The following is a 20,877-nucleotide window of genomic DNA, read 5'->3' as shown; positions in this document are numbered from 1 at the left end:
TATCTTCTGGCAGCGGATATAAAATATTTTCTCAAGTCAGCATGTAATACCAGAAAAGGGCGACCTCATCTTTTTCCGGCAGGGCGTTGTAAAGGTAGCGATCGTAACCGCCGAGAATAAACCCATAGTGACGATAGAACTGACAGGCAGAAACATTAACGTTCTGCGTCTCCAGCCGTAACCCGGGCGCATTGAGGCTTCGCGCCCAGACGTGGGTGGCGGACATCAGCTTGTGTGCCGCGCCCGTACGGCGTTTTGTACGCTCCACGGCAATGTAATCCACCGAAATAAATTTATTCCAGTTGCAGGACGCGGTAATAAAACCGGCGATTTCACCGTCATCCGTTTCGGCGATAAGAAATATTGAATCCGGATTAACGCAATGATTTTCCAGCGTCTGGAGATCAAGTTCATAGGTTTTAAGATAAGGTTCGGTCAGCGCCTCGATATGCAAATCACCATTGAGAAATGGCTCTCTTGCAATCTCATCAACCTTGAAAGAAAAATCACAACATTCAAGGCGGGCGAGGTCTGTACTTAATCCTTTTCGAATATGCATAGTATTCCTTAAGTGGGAGTTATAAATAGATAATAGACGAAGCGGCATCCCCTGCTGGCATAACACTCTGTAGATCCTGGTCTAAGCTTGTATTTCGTTCCGCGTAAAAGGTGGTCATTCGAGGACAATGAATGGAATTCAGAACATGTCGCAGGCACTGGGGTGCTGAGTTTATTTCCGATGACGTTGTACGTTTTCGCGTCTGGGCAGAAGGGCAGAAAGATCTCACATTACGTTTAACCGATACCGACATTCCCATGGCGGCGGTGGGCGACGGTTGGTTTCAGATTGACGTGCCCGGCGTCAGGCACGGTACGACCTATCAGTTTGTTTTACAGGATGGAATGGCGGTGCCGGATCCGGCCTCACGCGCGCAGCAGGCCGACGTCAACGGCCCGTCGGTGGTGATCGACCCGCGTCGCAGCCAGCCCACTCAGCGGGAATGGCAAGGACGACCGTGGGAAGAGACGGTGATCTACGAGCTGCATATCGGCACCTTCACCGGGGAAGGAACCTTCAGGGCGTCCATCGACAAACTGCCTTATCTGGCCGGGCTGGGTATTACTCAACTGGAAGTGATGCCCGTGTCCCAGTTCGGGGGCGCGCGCGGATGGGGGTATGACGGCGTACTGCTGTATGCCCCGCACTCGGCTTATGGCACACCGGATGATTTTCATGCCTTCATTGATGCCGCCCACGCGCTCGGGCTTTCCGTGGTGCTGGATATCGTACTCAACCACTTTGGCCCGGAAGGTAATTACCTGCCGTTGCTCTCGCCAGCGTTTTTCCATCAGGATCGTATGACCCCGTGGGGCAACGGTATTGCCTATGAGGTTGAGGCCGTCCGGCAATACATCGCCGAGGCGCCGTTATTCTGGCTCTCGGAGTATCATCTTGACGGTCTGCGCTTCGACGCCATCGACCAGATCCATGACGACGCTGAGACCCATATTCTTCCCGAGATAGCGCAACGGATCCGCGACGCATTTCCGGATCGGCATATCCATCTGACCACCGAAGACAGTCGCAACGTGATTTTCCTGCATCCGCGCGATGAGCATGGTCAGACGCCGCTTTTCACCGCCGAATGGAATGATGATTTTCACAACGCCGCGCATGTCTTCGCGACAGGGGAATCACACGCCTATTATCAGGATTTTGCCTTTGAGCCGGAGAAAAAACTGGCGCGGGCGCTGGCAGAGGGCTTTGTCTACCAGGGGGAAATCTCGCTTCAGACCGGAAAATCGCGCGGGGTAGAGTGTCGCGAGCAACCTCCGCAGTTTTTTGTCGATTTTATTCAGAATCACGACCAGGTCGGCAACCGTGCCCAGGGGGAGAGGCTTATCTCTCTGGCAGGCGCGGATAAAACGCGTGTGCTGTTCGCGGCGCTGCTTATGTCGCCCCATATTCCGCTGCTGTTTATGGGCGAGGAGTATGGCGAAACGCATCCGTTCCTCTTTTTCACCGACTTCCACGGCGACCTGGCGAAAGCCGTGCGGGAAGGGCGCGCGAAAGAGTTCACCGGCCATGCCGGGCACGATGAAACCGTACCGGACCCCAATGACGTAAATACCTTTATGCGGTCGAAGCTTGACTGGAACAAGGCAGACACGGAGGAAGGCAGGGCGTGGCTGCACGCTACGCGCGAACTGATTGCGCTGCGTCAGCGCTTTATCGTCCCGCTACTGAAACAGCGGGGCGCCGCGGAGGGTAACGTCCTGCATACGGCGCTCGGCATGGTTGCCGTGAGCTGGCGTTTCCCGTCCGGTACGCTGTCGCTGGCGCTGAATATCGGCAAAAAGCCGCTCGCCTTACCGAACCTGCCCGGAAAAACGATCTTTAGCTGGCCGGAGGCAGTCGATAACCTGCCGCCAAACAGCATTGTTGTTCGCTTAGCTGATGGAGAAGCAGCGCTATGATCCCTTCCTCTACTTACCGAATTCAGTTTCGCAACGGCATGACCTTCGATCGCGTGGTGGACCTGATTCCGTATATGAAAGACCTTGGAATTAGCCATCTTTACGCGTCGCCTGTTTTCACCGCAACCACGGATTCCACCCACGGCTATGACGTGACCGACCCCAACGAAATCGACCCGGCGATTGGCGGGCGGGAAGGGTTTGACCGCATGGCGGCAGCGCTGAAACAGGCCGGGATGGGGCTGATTCTGGATATCGTTCCTAACCATATGTCGACCTCGCTGGAAAACCGCTGGTGGCGCGATGTTATAGAACAAGGCAGGCAGAGCCGCTATGCGGCGTATTTTGATATCGACTGGTCCCGACCGCTGACGTTGCCGTTTCTTGGCGACACCTTTGAAGCCGAGCTGGAGCGGGGGGCTATCACCTTAAAACGTGACAGTGTCACCAACAGCGCGGCGCTGGTTTACTATGATACCGCCTATCCGCTTAATCCCGGCACGTATGCCGAAGGCAAGAGCATCGCTGAGATCCACGAGGCGCAAAGCTGGCGGCTGATGTCCTGGCGGGAAGCGCCGAAACAGCTTTCATGGCGGCGCTTTTTTGAAATCACCGGGCTGGTCGGCGTGCGGGTAGAGGATGAGGCGGTCTTCGCAGACACGCACCGCCTGATCCTTGAGCTTGTTCACGCCGGGGTTGTCGACGGCCTGCGCATTGACCATGTGGACGGGCTTGCCGATCCGCTGGGCTATTTGCAGCGCCTGCGTGCGGCGACCGGACCGGATTGCTACATCACGGTAGAGAAGATCCTCGCCAAAGGGGAACAGCTTCCTCCGGAGTGGCCGGTCTCGGGTACTACGGGCTATGAGTTTATTGCCTCGCTGGCGGAAGTGCTGGTGGATGATACCAACCTCTCGCGACTGGAGACGCTCTACGACGAGACGCTGGGTACGACCGTGGACAGGCAGGCGGAACTTCGCAAAGCCAAAGGGCTGATGACCGATCGTAATTTTGAAGGTGAATTTACCACGCTGCTCAAAATCGCCAGCGAGCTGGCCGGGCATAACGGCGCCGAAGTGGAGCATGAGGATATCCGCCATGCCCTGCGCGAGCTGCTTATCGCGTTTCCGGTGTATCGCACCTACGGCACCGGAGAGGGGCTGACGCCACCGGATGTGGCGCTGCTCAGTCGCGTGGTCTCCAGCGTCAACGCCTCTGAACCCGCTCTCAGCCTGATCGTGCGTATTCTTACCGGCGATCTGCCTGAGGATGACCACGCGCTGGCCTCGCTTTTCCGCACCCGTTTTCAGCAACTGACCGGGCCGCTGATGGCGAAATCGGTAGAGGATACGCTGTTCTTCCGCCATAACCTGGAGCTGGCCCTGAACGAAGTCGGCGCTGACCCGACGCCGCGCGCATTTTCACTTTCCCGTTTTCATCAGGAGATGCGCATTCGTCTTGCCCGCCAGCCCGATGCGCTGCTGGGAACCTCCACCCACGACACCAAACGCGGCGAGGATGCGCGAGCGCGACTATACACGCTGACGGAAGCGCCAGATCTGTGGGGGGAAAACCTGGCGCGCTGGCGGCAGATGAACCAGACGCAGGTCCGATTCCTCAACGACGGCACCGCGCCGAACGCCGCCGACACCTGGATGATCTTCCAGGCGCTGGCGGGCGTCTGGCCAGCCACGCTGTCGCCAGACGATCGTGATGGTCTTAAGTCACTGGAAGAGCGTTTCCTCGGCTTTATTGAGAAAGCCCTGCGCGAGGCCAAGCAGCGTACCGACTGGATCGACAGCAACGAAGGGTACGAGAGCGTGGTGCTGGACTACGTGCGCCATCTGCTCTCCCCGGATAACACCCTGTTCCTGCGTGATTTCAGTGCCGCACTCCAGCCGTTTATTCGGGCTGGGTTAATGAACAGCCTGAGCCAGACGGTGATCAAGCTGACTGCGCCAGGCGTACCGGACATCTACCAGGGCAGCGAAGGGCTTAACTTCAGCCTGGTCGACCCGGATAACCGCCGCGAACCGGATTTCACCGCGCTGGCGGAAAACCTCAGCGTAGCGGATGGAACCATTTTTAACGATGCGCAACGCTGGCGAGACGGCAGCGTGAAGCAGTACGTCACCGCCACGCTGTTACGGCTGCGGCCGCATTACCCCGCGCTTTTCCGCTACGGCGACTGGCTGCCGCTGAAGGTGACCGGCGAGCGGGAAGAGAATCTGATCGTTTATGCCCGCATAAAAGATGACGAGGCGCTGATCGTCGCCGTGCCGCGTCTGGTGTTTGACGTCACCGACAATGCGATGCTGTGGGCCAATACTACGGTGGCCATACCCCAGGAGCTGGCCGGGAAGCACTACCGGGATCTGTTTACCGGTGAGCGCCGCCTTCTGCCAGAGACGCTGGATTTAACGTCTGAAAAGGGATGTTTGTTGGTTCTGCTTACCTGCGACTAATCGAGGAGAACAAAAATGCCAAAGGATACAACGTTTGAAATTCGGGCCGGTCATGGCCAGCAGTTGGGCGCAAATTATGACGGGAAAGGGGTGAACTTCGCTCTGTTTTCCGCCCACGCGGAGCGGGTAGAGCTGTGTCTGTTTGATCCTTCGGGAAAAACAGAAATAGCCCGCCTGGAACTGCCGGAATATACCCATGAGGTCTGGCACGGCTATGTGCCGGATCTGAAACCGGGGGCGCTGTATGGTTACCGTGTGTATGGCCCTTACGATCCGGAGAACGGTCACCGCTTCAATCCCAATAAGCTGCTTATTGACCCCTATGCCCGTGAACTGGTGGGTGACATTGAGTGGAACGATGCCCACTTCGGCTATGAGCTGGGACACGATGAGCTGGATCTCAGCTTTGATACGCGAGACAGCGCGCCGTTTACGCCCAAATGTAAGGTCATCGACCCCAATGCCGTCGACTGGCAAGACTCCCGCCGACCCGATATCCCGTGGCCGCATACCGTGGTTTATGAGAGCCACGTAAAAGGCTTTACCCAGCTTAACCCGGCTATTCCGCCTGAACTGCGCGGTACGTTTGAGGGGATGGGGCATAAAGCGTCGGTGGAGTACATCAAAAGCCTCGGGATTACCTCGGTCGAGCTGCTGCCGGTTCACTGGTTCCCTGACGATCAGCACCTGCTCGATCGCGGTCTGAAAAACTTCTGGGGCTATAACTCGCTCGGTTTCTTTGCGCCAGCGTCACGCTATTACGGCCCGGCGGGGATCCAGGGTTTCCGCGACATGGTGCGTGCCTATCATGACGCGGGCATCGAGGTGATCCTCGACGTGGTCTATAACCACACGGCGGAGGGCAACGAGCTGGGGCCAACCCTGTCGTTTAAGGGAATTGATAACTTCTGTTATTACCGCACCATGCCGGATCAGCACCGGTATTACATCAACGACACCGGCACCGGGAACACCGTTAATACTTCCCACCCGCGCGTATTGCAGATGGTCATGGACTCCCTGCGTTACTGGGCAGAATCGATGCAGATTGACGGTTTCCGCTTTGACCTCGGGACCATTCTCGGACGTGAGCCGGAGGGGTTCGATCCGCGCGGCGGCTTCTTCGATGCCGTGACCCAGGATCCGGTGCTGTCGAAGCTGAAGCTCATCGGTGAGCCGTGGGATATCGGCCCCGGCGGGTATCAGGTGGGGGGCTTCCCGCCAGGCTGGGGTGAGTGGAACGACAAATACCGCGATACGGTACGTGAATACTGGAAGGGGGATAACGTCTCTAACGATTTTGCCGCCCGTCTGTTAGGGTCCGGTGATTTGTACGATCTGCGCGGGCGTCGTCCGTGGGCCAGCGTCAATTTTATTACCGCGCATGACGGCTTCACGCTGAACGACCTGGTGTCGTACAACGAGAAACATAACGCCGATAACGGGGAAGATAATAACGACGGACATAACGATAATCGGTCGTATAACTATGGCGAAGAGGGGCCGACGGAGAACCCGGATATCATCGCCACCCGCGAGCGGCAAAAGCGCAACTTCCTCACCACGCTCTTCTTCTCGCACGGTACGCCGATGCTGCTGGCAGGCGATGAGTTTGGCCGGACGCAAAAGGGCAATAATAACGGCTATTGTCAGGACAGCGAGATCTCCTGGGTAAACTGGAAAGGGCTCTCTGAAAACGACGAGAAGCTGCGCGACTTTACCCGTCGGTTGATTGCCCTGCGCGCGACGCAGCCGCTGCTGCGACGTGAGAACTGGCGCGACGGGCTGGAGATCCGCTGGTTTAACGCCGGTGGCGGACCTCAGCAGTCGGAACAGTGGGACGAGGGTTCCACCCTTGGTCTTGCCATCAGCCGTCCTGATCTTGAACAGGAAGAGGGCGTCTGGCACGACGTGCTGATGCTGTTTAACCCGTTTGAAGGTACGGTGCCATTCCAGATCCCGCAGTTTGGCGAAGGGGGTTGGGTTCTGGAGCTTTCGACGGCGGATGATGCCCCCACAGGGGAAATCATCACGGAATCCGTCGATTATGAACTGGCCGGGCGGAGTATGACGCTTTTCCGCCGTCCTTAAAGCGAGGCCGCCGCGCGTGCGGCGGTATCATACAGGGAGGAGATCGCGCGGAGTAACTGCGCGGTCTCGCCAATTGATGCTCCCGGAATGCCGCTTTCCGCATGAATGTTGATCAGGCAGGCCTCCCGCACCTCCCGGTACTTCATGCACAGCGCTTTCCCCTCCTCCGTGGTGGAGAAAAAAAGCTCTTTTCCGGCTTTCTCGCTGGTGACATATCCCGCCTTAACCAGCTTTTTCAGCGCATACGTCACCACGTGGGTATCTTCCACGTTCAGCACAAAGCAGATGTCGGCCAGCTTTTTCTTGCGGTTGCGGTGATTCACGTGGTGCAGAAGCGAAACGTCAAAGGCCCCCATATCCGGTTCACCCGCTGCGGTCATGCAGCGCACCATCCATTTGTTAAACGCATTGCTGGTCATGATCAGCGCATATTCCAGCTCTGATAATTCAGCACACCGCTCTGAGACGAGATGACGGGAGGAGACGATTCGCCCGTCCGCAATATCGTCGTGGTTCAATGCTGTCGTCTTTTTCTCTACTGTCATAACGATCCTTCCCCCGAAATGTAAACCCGTCGATAAAATAAGAACATTTTATTGATAAATTGTTTACATGTTTTTGACGTTCAGATATAGCTTTTTAGTGCAGGTTCTGTGGAGCCTGACGCAAAACACAACATCGCGCGCCGTAATGCACCGGCTTCGCTCTGCTGCGAAGTATAAAAAATAGCCGTCGGCGCGCAACGCTCACTTTGGATAGGGTAACGTTTATGGACAGTTCTACACTGTTGCCACTTATCGGGATTCCGGTGGTGGTTATTGGTTTTGCACTGCGTTTCAACCCGCTGCTGGTTGTCGTGGTGGCGGGGCTGGCGACGGGCCTGCTGGTTGGCATGGATTTCGGTATGCTGCTGGAAACCTTTGGCGAAAAGTTCGTGAATAGCCGATCGCTTGCCACCTTCATTCTGATCCTGCCTGTGATTGGCCTGCTGGAGTATTACGGGCTGAAAGAGCGCGCCCAGGCCTGGGTCGCGAAGATCGCCAGCGCCACCTCGGCGCGTATCCTGATGCTCTACTTTGTCGCCCGCGAAGGTACGGCTGCGCTGGGCCTGATGTCCCTTGGCGGCCACGCGCAAACGGTGCGTCCGCTGCTGGCGCCGATGGCGGAAGGGGCGGCCCTGAATGAATACGGCGAACTGCCGCAGACTATCCGCGACAAAATCAAAGCCCATGCCGCCGCGTGTGACAATATCGCGGTTTTCTTTGGGGAAGATATCTTTATCGCCTTTGGCGCGGTACTGCTGATTGATGCGTTCCTGAAAGAGAACGGGATCGAGGGGATCGAGCCGCTGCATATCGGCCTGTGGGCCATTCCGACCGCTATTGCGGCACTGATCATCCATATGACGCGTCTGCTGCGCCTCGACGCCAGCATTCGTCGCGACGTGATGGCCTGGAAAGCAGAGCAGGGTACGCAGGAGATCGCACCATGATGACCCTCATCACCATTAACCGCGTGTATTACCTGATCGGCTTCGTCGTAATGCTGCTGGTTGTGATGACCCTTCGCGACCGCGCTAACCCGAAACGCTATACCACGGCGCTGTTCTGGTTTCTGTTCGGCGGGATCTTCCTGTTTGGCGATCTGATGGTGCAGGAGCTGGGTAAGTCGCTGGCGTATCGCATTATTGGCGGCGCCGTTATCGTGATTGCGCTGCTGGCCGGTTTCGGGCTGGTCGGGAAGGGGCATTATAAAATGTCCACCGAGGAGGAGCGTGTTGCCTCGTCGAACCGGCTGAAAAACTGGCTGTTTTTACCGGCACTGATGATCCCCGTGGTAACGGTCATCGGGACGCTGTTTCTGAAAGGCGTGTCGATTGGCGGCGTTTATCTGCTCGACCAGAAACAGCTTACGCTGGCGGCGCTGTGCGTGGCCTGCGTGGCGGCTATCCTTACCGGCTGGTGGCTAACAAAAGGTACGCCGCTGCATGCGGTGCGTCAGTCGCGTCGGCTGGTCGATACCATTGGCTGGGCGGTGATCCTGCCGCAGATGCTGGCCATGCTCGGCGGGGTGTTTGTGGTGGCGAATACCGGCGAATCGGTACAAAAGGTGGTCAGCCTGTTTGTGAACCCGGACAGCCGCTTCATGCTGGTGGTCATTTACTGCGTGGGGATGGCGCTGTTTACCATGATCATGGGTAATGCCTTCGCAGCCTTCCCGGTGTTAAGCGCCGGTATCGCTCTGCCATTCCTGATTAACGTCCATCACGGTAACCCGGCGCCGCTGCTGGCTATCGGTATGTACGCAGGCTATTGCGGCACGCTGATGACGCCGATGGCCGCCAACTTCAACATTGTGCCCGCCGCGCTGCTGGAGCTAAAAGACAAATATCAGGTTATCAAGATCCAGATCCCGACCGCGTTAACCCTGCTGGTGGTGAACGTGTTCTTAATGTATTTCCTCGTGTTTCGCTAAGGAGCTGCAATGGAATTAACGCAACATCAGGCTGACGCCTTCGCCAGAATGCCGTTGACCTATTTACGTCAGGAATACCCGAACCACATTATGCATCTGCTCAACGGTGACGGCGACGTTCTGCCGCCTCGCGAGCTGCACCCGATCTTTTACGGCTGTTTTGACTGGCACTCTGCGGTGCACGGCTACTGGCTGCTGCTGCGCTGCCTGCGTCTCTGGCCCGAACTGCCGTGCCGGGAAGAGATCATCACTCTGTTCGAAGAACACCTGACCGACGAGAAGGTGGCGAAGGAGCTGGCCTATTTTACCGCGCCGTTCCGCGCGTCGTTTGAGCGGCCTTATGGCTACGGCTGGCTGCTGGCGCTGGCGCAGGAGCTGAAACAGTCGTCACTGCCACAGGCGGAGCGCTGGTACCAGACGCTGCAACCGTTAACGCGGGATATTCGCCAGCGGCTGGTGGATTACCTCAGCAAGCTCACCTATCCCATCCGCGTCGGAACACATTACAACACGGCGTTTGCGCTCGCGCTGGGGCTGGATTATGCCCGGGTGGTGACGGATGACGGGCTTGAACAGGCGATCCTGGACGCGGCGACGCGCTTTTATCATACGGACACGCAATATCCGGCGCATTATGAGCCGGGCGGCGACGAGTATATCTCCGGGGCGCTGACCGAGGCGTTACTGATGAGTAAGGTGGTAGAGAATTTCCCGGCCTGGTTCGATGCGTTTCTGCCTGAAGTGGGTGCCGTTTCAGCGCTGATGAACCCGGCTGAGGTAAGCGACCGCACCGACCCGAAAATCGCACATCTGGACGGGCTTAACCTCAGCCGCGCGTGGTGTATGAAGCACATTGCCCGCGCTTTGCCGAAAAACCACCCGGCGCAACAGGCGTTACAGGATGCCGTTGCGCGCCATCTCTCGGCAAGCGTGGAGCATGTTGTCGGCAGTCACTACAGCGGCGGCCACTGGCTGGCGAGTTTTGCGCTGCTGGCGCTGGAGTAGCGCTTAGTTATATTTTCGTGCTCATCCTGTTTCCGCAGGATGAGTGATTTTACGCAACCGGCTCGCGCTGACGACGACCGCTACCGCAGAAGCTGCGGCGGCGACCCACAGCGCAACATGAATTGACCTTTCATCTGCGGCCAGCAGAACGGCCACGGCGGCGGCGCCCAGACACTGCCCGAACGTGCGCATAATGGATAAAACACCGGATGCATAGCTCGCATGCTCACGAATAACGTTGGAGAGCATTTCCCGGTTATTGGGACTCTGAAAGCAGCCAAACCCCACTCCGCACACCAGACTCCGCAGGCAGATATCCCACACTGAAGGGCGGTCGGGTAATGTTGCCAGCAGGATCAAACCGACGACAAAAATCATCAGCCCCAGGGTGGATATCGCCGGGGCTGAAATCGTGTCTGCCCACCGGCCTGCATGCGGCGCAATCAGTACGATCCCTAGCGGCCACGGCGTAAACAGCAGGGCAGACAACACCGGGCTGTAGCCGTATTCGCTCTGAAACAGGAAGGGCAGCGCAATAAAGGTGATCCCCTGGCTGACAAAAGCAATCATCGACGTGAAGGCCGCGAGGGTAAAGCGTTCATTTTTAAACATCCTCGGCGGCAGTAAGGGGTTATCCGCGCGGCGGATCTGCCAGATAAACGCCATGCCGCTCAGCGCAGCGAGCATTGTCCAGCAAAGGCTACCGGGATGATAGTCCTGGAGGCTGTTCGCCGCCATGATCGTCGATCCCAACAGCAGCGCCGACAATATGGCGCCCGGGGTGTCGAAAGGCGCTTGCTTTCGAACCGCATCCCGCGGCAGCGCTTTGACCGCCAGCAGTAAGGCGAGGGTGCCGGGAACAACGTTTATCGCAAACAGCCATTGCCAGCTCAGGGTGTGAAGGATCGTCCCGCCCAATACCGGGCCGATAGCGGAGCTGGAGGCGATGAGCAGGGCGTGTAACCCCAGAATGCGGCCAAGCAATCGCCCGGGAAATACGGACCGCAGGATTGCGGGGGCAATACTGAGCGTCGCCGCGCCGCCGATCCCCTGAAGCACGCGCATACCGATAAGCACTTCGGGTGTATTCGCCAGCGCGCAACCCAGTGATGTCAGGGTAAAGGTCGTCAGGCCTGCCAGAAATACGGGGCGATAACCCAGGCGGGCCGCAAGCGCCGCGAATATCGCCAGCGTCATCGCAGCCGCCAGCAGATACCCGTTGGCGAACCAGACGGCAATACTGGCAGGTACCTGCATCTCCTGAGCCATGGAGGGCAGGGCAATGTTGATCATGGTGCCATCAAACACGCCCATTAAGGTGGTGGTCATAATTGCGGCCATCACCCGTGCGCGCGCCGGACCAGGCAGTCCTTCGTCGCCGGGTTGACTGGAAAAGAGCATCATCATGTTGTCCTCTGAGAAGAGTGTATGGATGACAAAACTATAAAGATGGCTTTTACAGGGCGGAAGGCGCACCATTTGCACTTTATCGTTGCACGAAACGCCTTATCTGAATGAACAGGAATGAGCGCTATGACCGATCCTGATTTTAATTTACTGATTGCACTCGACATATTGCTGAGCGAAGCGAGTGTCGCAGGTGCAGCACGTCGTCTGAACCTCAGCACCTCGGCCATGAGCCGGACATTAAGCAGGTTACGCGACGTTACAGGCGACCCGATCCTGGTGCGCGCCGGACGTAACATGGTACTAACCCCGTGGGCCGAAGCGACCCGGGATCGCGCCAGACGTGCAGTGCACGAGGCGAGGGCGGTATTGCAGCCCTCAACTGAAACGTTCAGTGCGCAAAGTCTGGCGCGCCTTTTTTCGGGAAGGGCTGGTTGATCTGGAGATTGGCGTCCAGAGCAATATGGGGCCTGAAATACGGCTGCAACGACTGTTTGAGGATCGGTTTGTGGGCGTCGTGCGTAAGGGACACCCGCTGGCTAAGCAGGCAGAAATAGGCGTGAAGGATTATGTCGCCTGGGGCCATGTGGTTGCGTCACCCGAGGGCGCGTTGCATGGATCCGTTGACGATGCGCTGGCCGAGCTGGGGACAAAACGTAAAATCGCCAGCGTCGTACCGGGATTTCCGACGGCACTGTCCGTGGCGCTGGAATCGGATCTTATCGCCATGATACCCGCGCTCTATTTACTCAATCAGCAGGTAACGGACCAGGTACATCTGTTCGAGCTGCCGTTCAAAAGCCGTCGTATTACGGTATCGCAGATGTGGCACCCAAGAATGGAACGCGACCCTGGTCACCGCTGGCTGAGAGAGCAAATTCTTGCGATATGCGGTGTGGAGAGGTCAGACATGATTAAGGGTTCTGTATAGCGATTGCTATACACAGCGCTTATGCTATGCTTGTAAAGCAATTGCTATACAAGAGGTATACCTATGAAATCAGATGTTCAACTCAATCTCAGAGCCAAAGAATCCCAGCGGGCGCTTATCGATGCCGCCGCAGAGATCCTCCATAAATCACGCACGGACTTCATTCTGGAGATGGCCTGTCAGGCAGCCGAGAATGTGATCCTCGATCGGCGTGTATTCAATTTTAACGATGAACAGTACGCAGAGTTCATTGACATGCTCGATGCCCCGGTCGCGGACGATCCTGCCATAGAAAAACTGCTGGCAAGGAAACCTCAGTGGGACGTGTAACAGCACCAGAGCCCTTATCCAGCGTCCATCAACTGGCGGAGTTCGTCAGTGGAGAGGCCGTGCTTGACGAATGGCTAAAACAAAGAGGTCTGAAAAACCAGGCGCTCGGCGCAGCCCGAACGTTTGTCGTTTGTAAAACGGGCACGAAGCAGGTCGCGGGATTTTACTCTCTGGCTACCGGCAGCGTTAACCATACGCAAGCGACAGGTAATCTGCGGCGTAACATGCCGGATCCCATACCCGTGATTATACTTGCCCGTCTGGCTGTGGATGTCTCGTTACGCGGAAACGGGTTGGGAGCCGATTTACTCCACGATGCGGTTTTACGCTGTTATCGGGTAGCTGAGAATATCGGGGTGCGAGCGATCATGGTTCATGCACTCACTGAGGAAGCCAAAACGTTTTATATCCACCATGGTTTTAAAGCATCGCAGACTCAGGAACGGACACTGTTTCTCAGGCTTCCTCAGTAGAGGCAAAGGGAGGGGGTAGGATGCGATGGGCTTATCTGACGAGGGATAGGCTTCATAATATCCAATTTAACATAATATGCATTATGCGCGCTAAGATTAATTAAGAACAAATCCAGCCGTTTCGGGCCCATCCTTGTTCTGCTCATTCAGCGAATTATGTCCATCGATTCTATGCCCTTAACGTTCATAACTGTCGTTACAGTCATGCGTGTTCTCCACGGCAGTCACCTGTACATCCTTAAAGTGCAACCCATCCACACCTGAAATTTTCCCGAACTCTGACGCGTCAATAAAAATACCCTCCAGCGTTAACCCGGCCACAGGACGCTCCGGATACCCCTCAATGAAAAATGCCCGCGAGAAATTTTTGTTGTCTGAGCGACGCGCCGACATATTTTTAATCGTCAGTCCGCTGACCGCAGTAAGACCGGCTTCGCCCTCGACGCCATCAGCCAGCTTGCGCCAGTGTTCAGGTTTATCAGATAAATTGCTCTGGTCGCCATAGCTGTACTGCGGAAACCAGTTCAGCTGGATCAGCACCGGAAAACGCACGTCCGTAAGATGTAAATTTTGGACGGTGATATCACGGATAAACCCGCCCCGGTTGCGGGCCGACTTAATGCGAAACCCGACGCCCGTACCGTTAAACGCGTTATCTTCTATCAGGACGCGTTCAATGCCGCCTGAGGTTTCGCTCCCCAGCGTGATCCCGGACCCCTTATTCAGCGTACATCCGCGGACCACTATATCCCTTGCAGTACGTGCTTTTTGCGCCGCTTCGCGTCCTCGTCCTGATTTTATGCAGATATTGTCGTCATTACAGGAAACAATGCAGCGTTCAACCCGCACCTGTTCACAGGAATCGATATCAATCCCGTCGGTGCTCGGCCCCGCAGAATTGCTGATTTGCATGCCCTCAACCGTGATATGGCGCGAATAACAAAGGTGCACGTTCCAGAATCCGGACTCCCGACTGGTAACATCACGCAGCAGAATGCTCTGGCTTTCAAAGACCAGAATATTGCGCGGGCGCTGACAGTCGTAATCAACCACCCAGCGCAATCCTCTGGCGCTGTAATCGCCGACCATGCCGCTGCGCTCGTCATCGCCCCAGAAGCGTCGCCACCAGATAACACCCTGCCCGTCTATCGTGCCTGTACCGGTAATACTGACGTTTTCACAATCGATGATATTAATAATGCCTGCCGGCCAGCGCATATCAATGCCGGCCACCCGGGTGTTTATCAACGGATAATCAGCCAGATCCTGGCTTCCAACGAGCTGTGCGCCAGCGTCCAGGCGAAGCGAAACACCGCTTTTCAGGAACAGTGCTCCGGTCAGAAAACGGCCTTGCGGAATAACAATGACATCGTTCTGTTGAGCGCTATTTATGGCCTGCTGAATGGCAGACGTTGACAGGCGTTGCGCGGTTGGGTCCGCGCCGCACGTCAGAATGGAGACCGCTTTCATGGCTTGTCCTTAAACAGATGAAAGCCTTAGTCTAGAAATCCGCGTGAAGGATAACCTTTGTCTGTTTGACAGCCACGCGGTCAGGCTGGCAAAAAAGCAGATATTTACTGGCTTGCGATCACCGCAACGCCCTTTTCTTTCAGAGCGCTCACCCAGCGTTCATCCGTTGTGTTTTCAACAACCAGCGTATTCACCAGCGACAGGTCGCCAATCACAAACGCCGAGGCCGTGTTGATCTTTTCCGGTGAGGCCAATACCACCGTTTCCGCCGCTCTGCCGGAAAATGCACGTTTGATGCACGCTTCTTCGTAATCTCCGGTGGTCAGCCCGGCCTCAGGATGGACGCCGGTGACCCCCATGAAGAACAGATCCGCATGAATATTATTGATGCCTTCAATAGCGGCCGCGCCGACCGTGACGATGGAGTGTTTATACAAACGACCACCAATCAGGATCACCTCTATGCATGGATGGTCGACCAGCCCCAAAGCGATACCCGGGCTGTGCGTCACCACGGTTATCCGTAAATCGGGTGGTAAGAACGTAATAAGTTCGGAGGTGGTCGTCCCGCCATCAATGATCACCACCTGCCCCGGTGAAATGAGCTGCGCGCCTCGCCGTGCCACGCGTTTTTTTGCATCCATTTTAACGGACTGACGCTCGGCAAAAGGCGCAATCGCTGACGATGCTGGCAGTGCGCCGCCGTGAACACGCTGCAAACGCCCTTCTGCCGCCAGTTCACGTAAATCCCGGCGGATAGTGTCCTCAGACACCGAGAAAAAGAGGCTGAGCGCAGTAGACTGGACCTGACCTTCCGCCTCCAGTTTTTCCAGAATCAACTGTTTACGCTGGCTTGTGAGCATGAATTATTCCTGTTGTTGCACGATATGCCTTGTATTTGCACGATAGTGCTGTTTATGATGCTTACTCTACGAGAGGAGAGCCAAACGTGCAATCAAAACGTGCAGATATACGCATTATCAACAGCGAAACGTTGTCCGACAACTGGTATAACCTGAAAAAATATACTTTTGACCTCCAGCGCAGCGATGGCGACTGGCAGCGACAAGAGCGTGAAGTGTATGACCGGGGGAATGGCGCGACGATCCTGCTCTATAATCGCGACAGCAAAACCGTCATTCTGACGCGTCAGTTCCGTTTCCCGGTGTTTATAAATGGTCACGAAAAGGATCTCATTGAGGCGGCCGCCGGGTTGCTCGATAACCTTGACCCGGAAAGCCGGATTAAGGCCGAAGCGGAAGAAGAAACCGGGTATAAGGTGACGCGCGTAGAGAAAATTTTTGAGGCCTATATGAGCCCGGGCTCAGTTACCGAGAAACTCTACTTCTATCTGGCGGAATATCACCCGCAGGATCGGACCAGCGCGGGCGGCGGCGTTAAAGCAGAGGGAGAAGATATCGACGTACTGGAAATGACGCTGGACGACGCGCTTCGGGGCATTGAAAATGGGCAGATTGTCGACGGAAAAACCATCATGCTGCTCTATCACCTGGCCCTGAAAGGCATTTTATAATCTCACCATTAGCCAGATACCTTCCCCGGCGCAGGTATTTGCCTGTGCTATTCTTGCTGAACACCTCAACATGGAGATGCGAAAATGGCCGACTGGGATCCCTCTCTTTATCTACAGTACAGCGCAGAACGCACACGTCCCGCCGCTGAGTTGCTCGCCCGGGTGCCGCTTGCTGACATAACCTCTGGCGTGGATTTGGGCTGCGGGCCAGGCAACAGCACCGCGCTGCTGAAACAGCGCTGGCCTTCTGCGCAGATCGCCGGCGTGGATAATTCCCCGGCCATGCTGGAGGAAGCCCGACAGGCCCTGCCAGACTGCCACTTTGTTGAGGCGGACATCCGGCACTACAAACCTGACCAGCCGCTCAGCCTGATCTACGCCAACGCCTCACTGCAATGGATCCCGGACCATTACCACCTTCTGCCACACCTGGTTTCGCTGCTCCAGTTAAACGGCGTGCTGGCGGTGCAAATGCCTGACAACTGGCTTGAGCCGACGCACGCCCTGATGCGTGAAGTTGCCTGGGAACAGGGCTACCCCGATCGTGGCCGCGAGCCATTGCCGGGTATCCATGCCTACTACGATATTCTGACGGAAGCGGGATGCGACGTGGATATCTGGCGCACCACTTACTTCCATCAGATGAGCTCTCATCAGGCGATTATTGACTGGGTCAGCGCGACAGGGTTACGCCCGTGGTTACAGGAACTCAACGAAAGCGAGCAGAAAAACTATCTGAAACGCTACCTTGAGCTGCTGGAAGAGCAGTATCCGCTCCAGGAGAACGGGCAGATACTGCTGGCTTTTCCGCGCCTGTTTATGGTGGCCCAGCGGGTTCCGTAAGCCGGATCAGGAACGCGCTTCCTTGAGCAACTGCTGAATGACGGCCTCCTGCTTGTCGTAGTTCCCCTCGCCAAACGCGGTGTAACGCAGTTGCCCTTTCGCATCGAAATAGTAATGCGCAGGCCAGTACTGATTTCCGAACGCGCTCCAGATTTTGTAGTTATTATCCGTCACTACGCGGTACGGCAGCTGCCATTTGTTGACCGCGTTTTTCACCGATGATAACGGCTTTTCCCAGGGGTATTCTGGGGTGTGGACGCCAATCACTACCAGACCTTCAGCCTGATATTTCTTCGCCCAGTCACGCACGTGCGGAAGCGTGTGCTGGCAGTTGATACAGTCCCAGGTACAGAAATCGATAAGCACAACTTTCCCGCGCAAGTCCTCAGACGTGACAGCGTCACCGTTTACCCAACCCGTACCGCCGCTTAATGACGGTAGCTGGCTGCCCGGCGTTGCGTCAGCGACCGGTTGCAGTTTCACCTGTGTGGAGGATGGTTGCGCAAAGCTCAACAGGGCGTTTTCCAGCTGGTCGGCAACACCGTTGGCGCCTTTCAGGGCTGAGGTCATTCCGCTGGCGTTGAACGCAACGGCGGCTAACATCATCACTCCCGCTCCCTGACGCAAACGTGCCATCAATGCGGATTTGGCCCTCAGAGGGGTTATCAGCTTACGGCCCCCCGCGACAAGCAGCCCCAGCATCAACGCGCACCCGCTGCCGTAAGCGGCTAACAGCGCTCCGGTTGCGATGGCCGAGTGGCCCGCAATATTAATGCTGAAGATCGCCCCGAGAATCGGTCCGGCACAGGGGGACCACAGCAGCCCGACGGCCAGCCCTGCCAGAAAAGCCGAAACCAGGCCGCGTCGCTGCATGCTGTGGGTGTTGAGAACGTTTCCCGCGCTAACCGCCGGGCGGGCAATGCGCTGAGCGAACTGCGGAAAGATCAGGGCCAGGGCGGCAATGCTCAATACCAACAGCGCAATCCAGCGACCGATAACGGTGGCGTCAGCGATCCACTCGCTGGCAACCGTTACTACCATCGCCACCAACGTGAACATCACAATCATTCCCGCCAGAAGCGCCAGAATGTGTTTGCGCTGCCCCTGAAAGCCAGCGAACAGCAGAGGAATGACGGGAAGCGTGCACGGACTGAGCAGGCTAATCATGCCGCCTAAAAAAGCGATTATCAGAAACATAACGACCTCACGATACGGTTGCTGCGAAGGTGCAGTGAGGTCATTTCACCGTACGAATGTGTTCAGGCCGTGTGCGAAAAGCTGAATTTTGTCTGCCTGCGTATCGGCGCGGGGTGCAGATACACAGGCGTACAATTAACCGCGCGGAAGGGTTACGCTTACGGCCAGCCCGCCCTCCGCCCGGTTTGCAAGCTGCAATTTCCCGTCAAGCTGGGCGGTGAGCTGCGCGGCAATGGCGAGGCCTAACCCGGTGCCGCCCGTTTCCCGGTTGCGCGACGTTTCAACCCGGTAGAACGGCTGTAATACCGCCTCCAGTTCTGCCTCCGGAATGCCAGGGCCGTTATCCATAATGCGGATCGCGACCTGCCTTTCATCTTCATCAATCTCTATTACCGCGCTATCGCCAAACTTCAGCGCATTATCCAGCAGGTTGGTCATTACCCTGCGCAATGCCTGGGGACGAGTGACGATCGGCAGACGCGCATTGCGAGCATGAAACTGCACGTTTTTACCAATGTCCTGATAATCACTGGCGATGCTGTTAACCCACGCGTTCAACTCCAGCTTCAGCGTGGTCTCTTCCAGGGATTCTGATGACCGGGCATAGGCAATCCCTTCCCGTACAAGGCGCGACATATTATCCAGGTCGCTCAGCAGCTTATCGCGGAGTTCGGGCTGATCCGCCATTTCGATCCGCAGCTTCATGCGCGTGATGGGCGTCTGGAGATCGTGAGAAATGGACGCCAGAATCTGCGCGCGTTCACGCAGATAGGTCTGTATCCGCGACTGCATCTCATTAAAAGCGTGCGCTGCCTGGCGCACCTCAACCGGACCTTTTTCAGTCATCGGAGAATGGGCCGCAGGATCGAGGGAATCAACCGCGCGCGTGAATTGCAGGAAGGGCCGGACAACCTGGCGCACGGCAATCCAGGAGCAGAGCGCGACAAGTAACAGCTGAAGAACCAGCACCACGGGCAACCAGCTGGCGACAGGCGGCATGCGCGGGATCAGATCGATGGTGAGCGGTGCGCCGTCGCGGAGCGTCAGATGGGCCTGAATATGGGAAATCGGCCCCGGCACCGCCGTAAAGTGGAGCGGATATTGGGCTGAAAGCGTCTCTTTCAGGGTTCGAATCGCATCCCGCGAGCGCTTGTCCGTTGGCGCGGCGCCTGCCTCGCCGGGGCCAAGGATATAACGATAATTACCGCGACTGAGCCGTTCCAGCCACTCTGGCCGCTCTTTAGCCGGAAGCCGGTCGAGAATGGCCACGCTGGTCGCCACGTCGTTCTCAAGATTGCCCAGCATAACCGTACGCGCGCTGCGCATTCGCTCAACCATGACCAGCGTCAGGCTGAGCGCGTTAGCCAGCAAGAGTCCAAGCAGCACAATGATCAGCAACCGGGCCAGTAAGGTGCGGGGCCACAGCGTCATTCATTGGCCTCGACGATGGTCACCGGCATGGTAAAAACGTAGCCTTCGCTGCGAACGGTTTTAATGTAGGCGGGCGTGCGGGCATCTTCATTCAGACGCTGTCGCACGCGGCTCACCAGGAGATCAATCGAACGCTCGAACAGCTCGGCATCACGTCCCTGCGTCAGGTTCAGCAGCTGGTCGCGGGTCAGCACCCGTTGAGGATGATCGAGGAATACGCGCAAAAGGCGATATTCCGCCCCGCTGAGCGCCACAACCATACCCTCGTTATCAATCAGATGACGCGCCACGGTATCCAGCTGCCATTCCCCGAACACCACCAGGCGCCCTGCCTCGGTCACCTGAAGATTAGGCGGCATAGTACGAAAACGACGCAGGATGGCTTTGATTCGCGCCAGCAGTTCGCGGGCCACAAACGGTTTCACCACGTAATCGTCGGCGCCCATCTCCAGCCCCAGGATGCGGTCCGTGTCCTCGTTGCGCGCGGTGAGCATCAGGATCGGCAGATCATAATGCCTGCTGCTGCGCAGCTGTCGACACAGCGTCAGGCCATCATCGCCGGGCATCATCACGTCGAGCACCACCAGGTCGATATGCTGTTTGTCGAGCACTACGCGCATCTCTTTCCCGTTCGCCGCGCCAGAGGCGTGGTAGCCGGATTTCACGAGGTAATCGACAATCAGCTCACGAATATCCCTGTCGTCATCGACGACAAGGATGTGATCAATATGCTCCACCGCAGGCTCC

General features: G+C 56.8%; 18 protein-coding genes and 1 pseudogene. 11 read left to right on the top strand and 8 right to left on the bottom strand.

Annotation, left to right across the window (positions count from 1 at the left end; translation table 11 throughout):
* Positions 1-31: 31 nt before the first annotated feature.
* Complete coding sequence (locus tag SK50_RS13630) at positions 32-559, bottom strand: GNAT family N-acetyltransferase (protein WP_045345169.1); 528 nt, start codon at positions 557-559, stop codon at positions 32-34.
* A gap of 131 nt (positions 560-690) precedes the next feature.
* Between SK50_RS13630 and treZ the strand changes: the two genes are divergently transcribed.
* Genes treZ through glgX form a run of 3 tightly spaced genes read left to right on the top strand, consistent with a single transcriptional unit; the run spans position 691 to position 7,034 of the window.
* The gene (treZ, locus tag SK50_RS13625) at positions 691-2,478 is read left to right on the top strand and encodes a malto-oligosyltrehalose trehalohydrolase (protein ID WP_045345171.1); all 1,788 of its coding nucleotides are present in this window, start codon (positions 691-693) and stop codon (positions 2,476-2,478) included.
* Positions 2,475-4,943: a malto-oligosyltrehalose synthase gene (gene treY / locus SK50_RS13620; RefSeq protein ID WP_045345175.1), complete on the top strand. Its 2,469-nt coding sequence runs from the start codon at positions 2,475-2,477 to the stop codon at positions 4,941-4,943. The genes treZ and treY overlap by 4 nt, the downstream gene beginning before the upstream one ends.
* Positions 4,944-4,958: 15 nt before the next feature.
* Positions 4,959-7,034, top strand: a complete 2,076-nt coding sequence (glgX, locus tag SK50_RS13615; RefSeq protein ID WP_045345177.1) for a glycogen debranching protein GlgX — start codon at positions 4,959-4,961, stop codon at positions 7,032-7,034.
* Here glgX and SK50_RS13610 read toward each other — a convergent pair.
* A complete protein-coding gene (locus SK50_RS13610; protein ID WP_045345179.1) occupies positions 7,031-7,579 on the bottom strand; it encodes a winged helix DNA-binding protein in 549 nt (182 codons plus the stop codon). The genes glgX and SK50_RS13610 overlap by 4 nt on opposite strands.
* Positions 7,580-7,803: 224 nt before the next feature.
* On the opposite strand from SK50_RS13610, the gene SK50_RS13605 reads away from it, so the two are divergent.
* From SK50_RS13605 to SK50_RS13595, 3 genes are read left to right on the top strand one after another with little or no spacing between them, the layout of a single operon-like run.
* Complete coding sequence (locus SK50_RS13605) at positions 7,804-8,526, top strand: DUF969 domain-containing protein (RefSeq protein WP_003857121.1); 723 nt, start codon at positions 7,804-7,806, stop codon at positions 8,524-8,526.
* Positions 8,523-9,509 (top strand): DUF979 domain-containing protein, encoded by a 987-nt coding sequence (locus tag SK50_RS13600; protein ID WP_017382341.1) that lies wholly within the window; start codon positions 8,523-8,525, stop codon positions 9,507-9,509. The genes SK50_RS13605 and SK50_RS13600 overlap by 4 nt, the downstream gene beginning before the upstream one ends.
* A gap of 9 nt (positions 9,510-9,518) precedes the next feature.
* A complete protein-coding gene (locus tag SK50_RS13595; protein ID WP_045345181.1) occupies positions 9,519-10,514 on the top strand; it encodes a DUF2891 domain-containing protein in 996 nt (331 codons plus the stop codon).
* Between the two features lie 21 nt (positions 10,515-10,535).
* On the opposite strand, the gene SK50_RS13590 is transcribed toward SK50_RS13595, so the two are convergent.
* Complete coding sequence (locus tag SK50_RS13590; RefSeq protein WP_048229551.1) at positions 10,536-11,918, bottom strand: MFS transporter; 1,383 nt, start codon at positions 11,916-11,918, stop codon at positions 10,536-10,538.
* Between the two features lie 129 nt (positions 11,919-12,047).
* Here SK50_RS13590 and SK50_RS13585 point away from each other — a divergent pair.
* The 3 genes and pseudogenes from SK50_RS13585 (at position 12,048) to SK50_RS13575 (ending at position 13,655) form a co-directional block, all read left to right on the top strand.
* A pseudogene (locus SK50_RS13585) lies at positions 12,048-12,852 on the top strand (LysR family transcriptional regulator).
* A 63-nt stretch (positions 12,853-12,915) separates the two neighbouring features.
* The gene (locus SK50_RS13580) at positions 12,916-13,182 is read left to right on the top strand and encodes a type II toxin-antitoxin system TacA family antitoxin (protein ID WP_003857131.1); all 267 of its coding nucleotides are present in this window, start codon (positions 12,916-12,918) and stop codon (positions 13,180-13,182) included.
* On the top strand, positions 13,170-13,655 hold the full coding sequence (locus SK50_RS13575) for a GNAT family N-acetyltransferase (RefSeq protein WP_017693417.1): 486 nt from the start codon (positions 13,170-13,172) through the stop codon (positions 13,653-13,655). The genes SK50_RS13580 and SK50_RS13575 overlap by 13 nt, the downstream gene beginning before the upstream one ends.
* A 177-nt stretch (positions 13,656-13,832) precedes the next feature.
* Here the strand turns inward: SK50_RS13575 and SK50_RS13570 are convergent, their stop codons facing one another.
* Together SK50_RS13570 and SK50_RS13565 are read right to left on the bottom strand one after the other, a co-directional pair.
* Positions 13,833-15,125 carry a glycoside hydrolase family 28 protein gene (locus tag SK50_RS13570; RefSeq protein ID WP_048229549.1) on the bottom strand — a complete coding sequence of 431 codons (1,293 nt, stop codon included), beginning with the start codon at positions 15,123-15,125 and terminating at the stop codon, positions 13,833-13,835.
* 104 nt (positions 15,126-15,229) lie between these two features.
* The gene (locus SK50_RS13565; RefSeq protein WP_015570520.1) at positions 15,230-15,988 is read right to left on the bottom strand and encodes a DeoR/GlpR family DNA-binding transcription regulator; all 759 of its coding nucleotides are present in this window, start codon (positions 15,986-15,988) and stop codon (positions 15,230-15,232) included.
* 86 nt (positions 15,989-16,074) lie between these two features.
* Here SK50_RS13565 and SK50_RS13560 point away from each other — a divergent pair, with 86 nt between their 5' ends.
* Both SK50_RS13560 and tam read left to right on the top strand, forming a co-directional pair.
* Positions 16,075-16,659 (top strand): NUDIX domain-containing protein, encoded by a 585-nt coding sequence (locus SK50_RS13560; RefSeq protein WP_045329825.1) that lies wholly within the window; start codon positions 16,075-16,077, stop codon positions 16,657-16,659.
* 84 nt (positions 16,660-16,743) lie between these two features.
* Complete coding sequence (gene tam / locus SK50_RS13555; RefSeq protein WP_023296628.1) at positions 16,744-17,502, top strand: trans-aconitate 2-methyltransferase; 759 nt, start codon at positions 16,744-16,746, stop codon at positions 17,500-17,502.
* Positions 17,503-17,508: 6 nt separating this feature from the next.
* Here the strand turns inward: tam and SK50_RS13550 are convergent, their stop codons facing one another.
* The 3 genes from SK50_RS13550 to SK50_RS13540 form a co-directional block, all read right to left on the bottom strand.
* Positions 17,509-18,699 (bottom strand): cytochrome c biogenesis protein/redoxin, encoded by a 1,191-nt coding sequence (locus SK50_RS13550; RefSeq protein WP_048229548.1) that lies wholly within the window; start codon positions 18,697-18,699, stop codon positions 17,509-17,511.
* Between the two features lie 135 nt (positions 18,700-18,834).
* On the bottom strand, positions 18,835-20,130 hold the full coding sequence (locus SK50_RS13545) for an ATP-binding protein (protein ID WP_045345205.1): 1,296 nt from the start codon (positions 20,128-20,130) through the stop codon (positions 18,835-18,837).
* Positions 20,127-20,867 carry a response regulator gene (locus SK50_RS13540; protein WP_045345207.1) on the bottom strand — a complete coding sequence of 247 codons (741 nt, stop codon included), beginning with the start codon at positions 20,865-20,867 and terminating at the stop codon, positions 20,127-20,129. The genes SK50_RS13545 and SK50_RS13540 overlap by 4 nt, the downstream gene beginning before the upstream one ends.
* Between the last annotated feature and the right edge of the window lie 10 nt (positions 20,868-20,877).

The organism is Enterobacter sp. BWH64 (assembly GCF_001037645.1).
In the GTDB taxonomy this organism is placed as follows: domain Bacteria; phylum Pseudomonadota; class Gammaproteobacteria; order Enterobacterales; family Enterobacteriaceae; genus Enterobacter; species Enterobacter hormaechei_C.
Note: the sequence above shows the minus strand (reverse complement) of the source record. Positions and strands in the feature narration are given on the sequence as shown.

Bases quoted from the DNA above. Each gene is read 5' to 3' on its own strand.
- SK50_RS13630 (WP_045345169.1), bottom strand. From the start codon at position 559: ATGCATATTCGAAAAGGATTAAGTACAGACCTCGCCCGCCTTGAATGT.
- treZ (WP_045345171.1), top strand. From the start codon at position 691: ATGGAATTCAGAACATGTCGCAGGCACTGGGGTGCTGAGTTTATTTCC.
- treY (WP_045345175.1), top strand. From the start codon at position 2,475: ATGATCCCTTCCTCTACTTACCGAATTCAGTTTCGCAACGGCATGACC.
- glgX (WP_045345177.1), top strand. From the start codon at position 4,959: ATGCCAAAGGATACAACGTTTGAAATTCGGGCCGGTCATGGCCAGCAG.
- SK50_RS13610 (WP_045345179.1), bottom strand. From the start codon at position 7,579: ATGACAGTAGAGAAAAAGACGACAGCATTGAACCACGACGATATTGCG.
- SK50_RS13605 (WP_003857121.1), top strand. From the start codon at position 7,804: ATGGACAGTTCTACACTGTTGCCACTTATCGGGATTCCGGTGGTGGTT.
- SK50_RS13600 (WP_017382341.1), top strand. From the start codon at position 8,523: ATGATGACCCTCATCACCATTAACCGCGTGTATTACCTGATCGGCTTC.
- SK50_RS13595 (WP_045345181.1), top strand. From the start codon at position 9,519: ATGGAATTAACGCAACATCAGGCTGACGCCTTCGCCAGAATGCCGTTG.
- SK50_RS13590 (WP_048229551.1), bottom strand. From the start codon at position 11,918: ATGATGCTCTTTTCCAGTCAACCCGGCGACGAAGGACTGCCTGGTCCG.
- SK50_RS13580 (WP_003857131.1), top strand. From the start codon at position 12,916: ATGAAATCAGATGTTCAACTCAATCTCAGAGCCAAAGAATCCCAGCGG.
- SK50_RS13570 (WP_048229549.1), bottom strand. From the start codon at position 15,125: ATGAAAGCGGTCTCCATTCTGACGTGCGGCGCGGACCCAACCGCGCAA.
- SK50_RS13565 (WP_015570520.1), bottom strand. From the start codon at position 15,988: ATGCTCACAAGCCAGCGTAAACAGTTGATTCTGGAAAAACTGGAGGCG.
- tam (WP_023296628.1), top strand. From the start codon at position 16,744: ATGGCCGACTGGGATCCCTCTCTTTATCTACAGTACAGCGCAGAACGC.
- SK50_RS13550 (WP_048229548.1), bottom strand. From the start codon at position 18,699: ATGTTTCTGATAATCGCTTTTTTAGGCGGCATGATTAGCCTGCTCAGT.
- SK50_RS13545 (WP_045345205.1), bottom strand. From the start codon at position 20,130: ATGACGCTGTGGCCCCGCACCTTACTGGCCCGGTTGCTGATCATTGTG.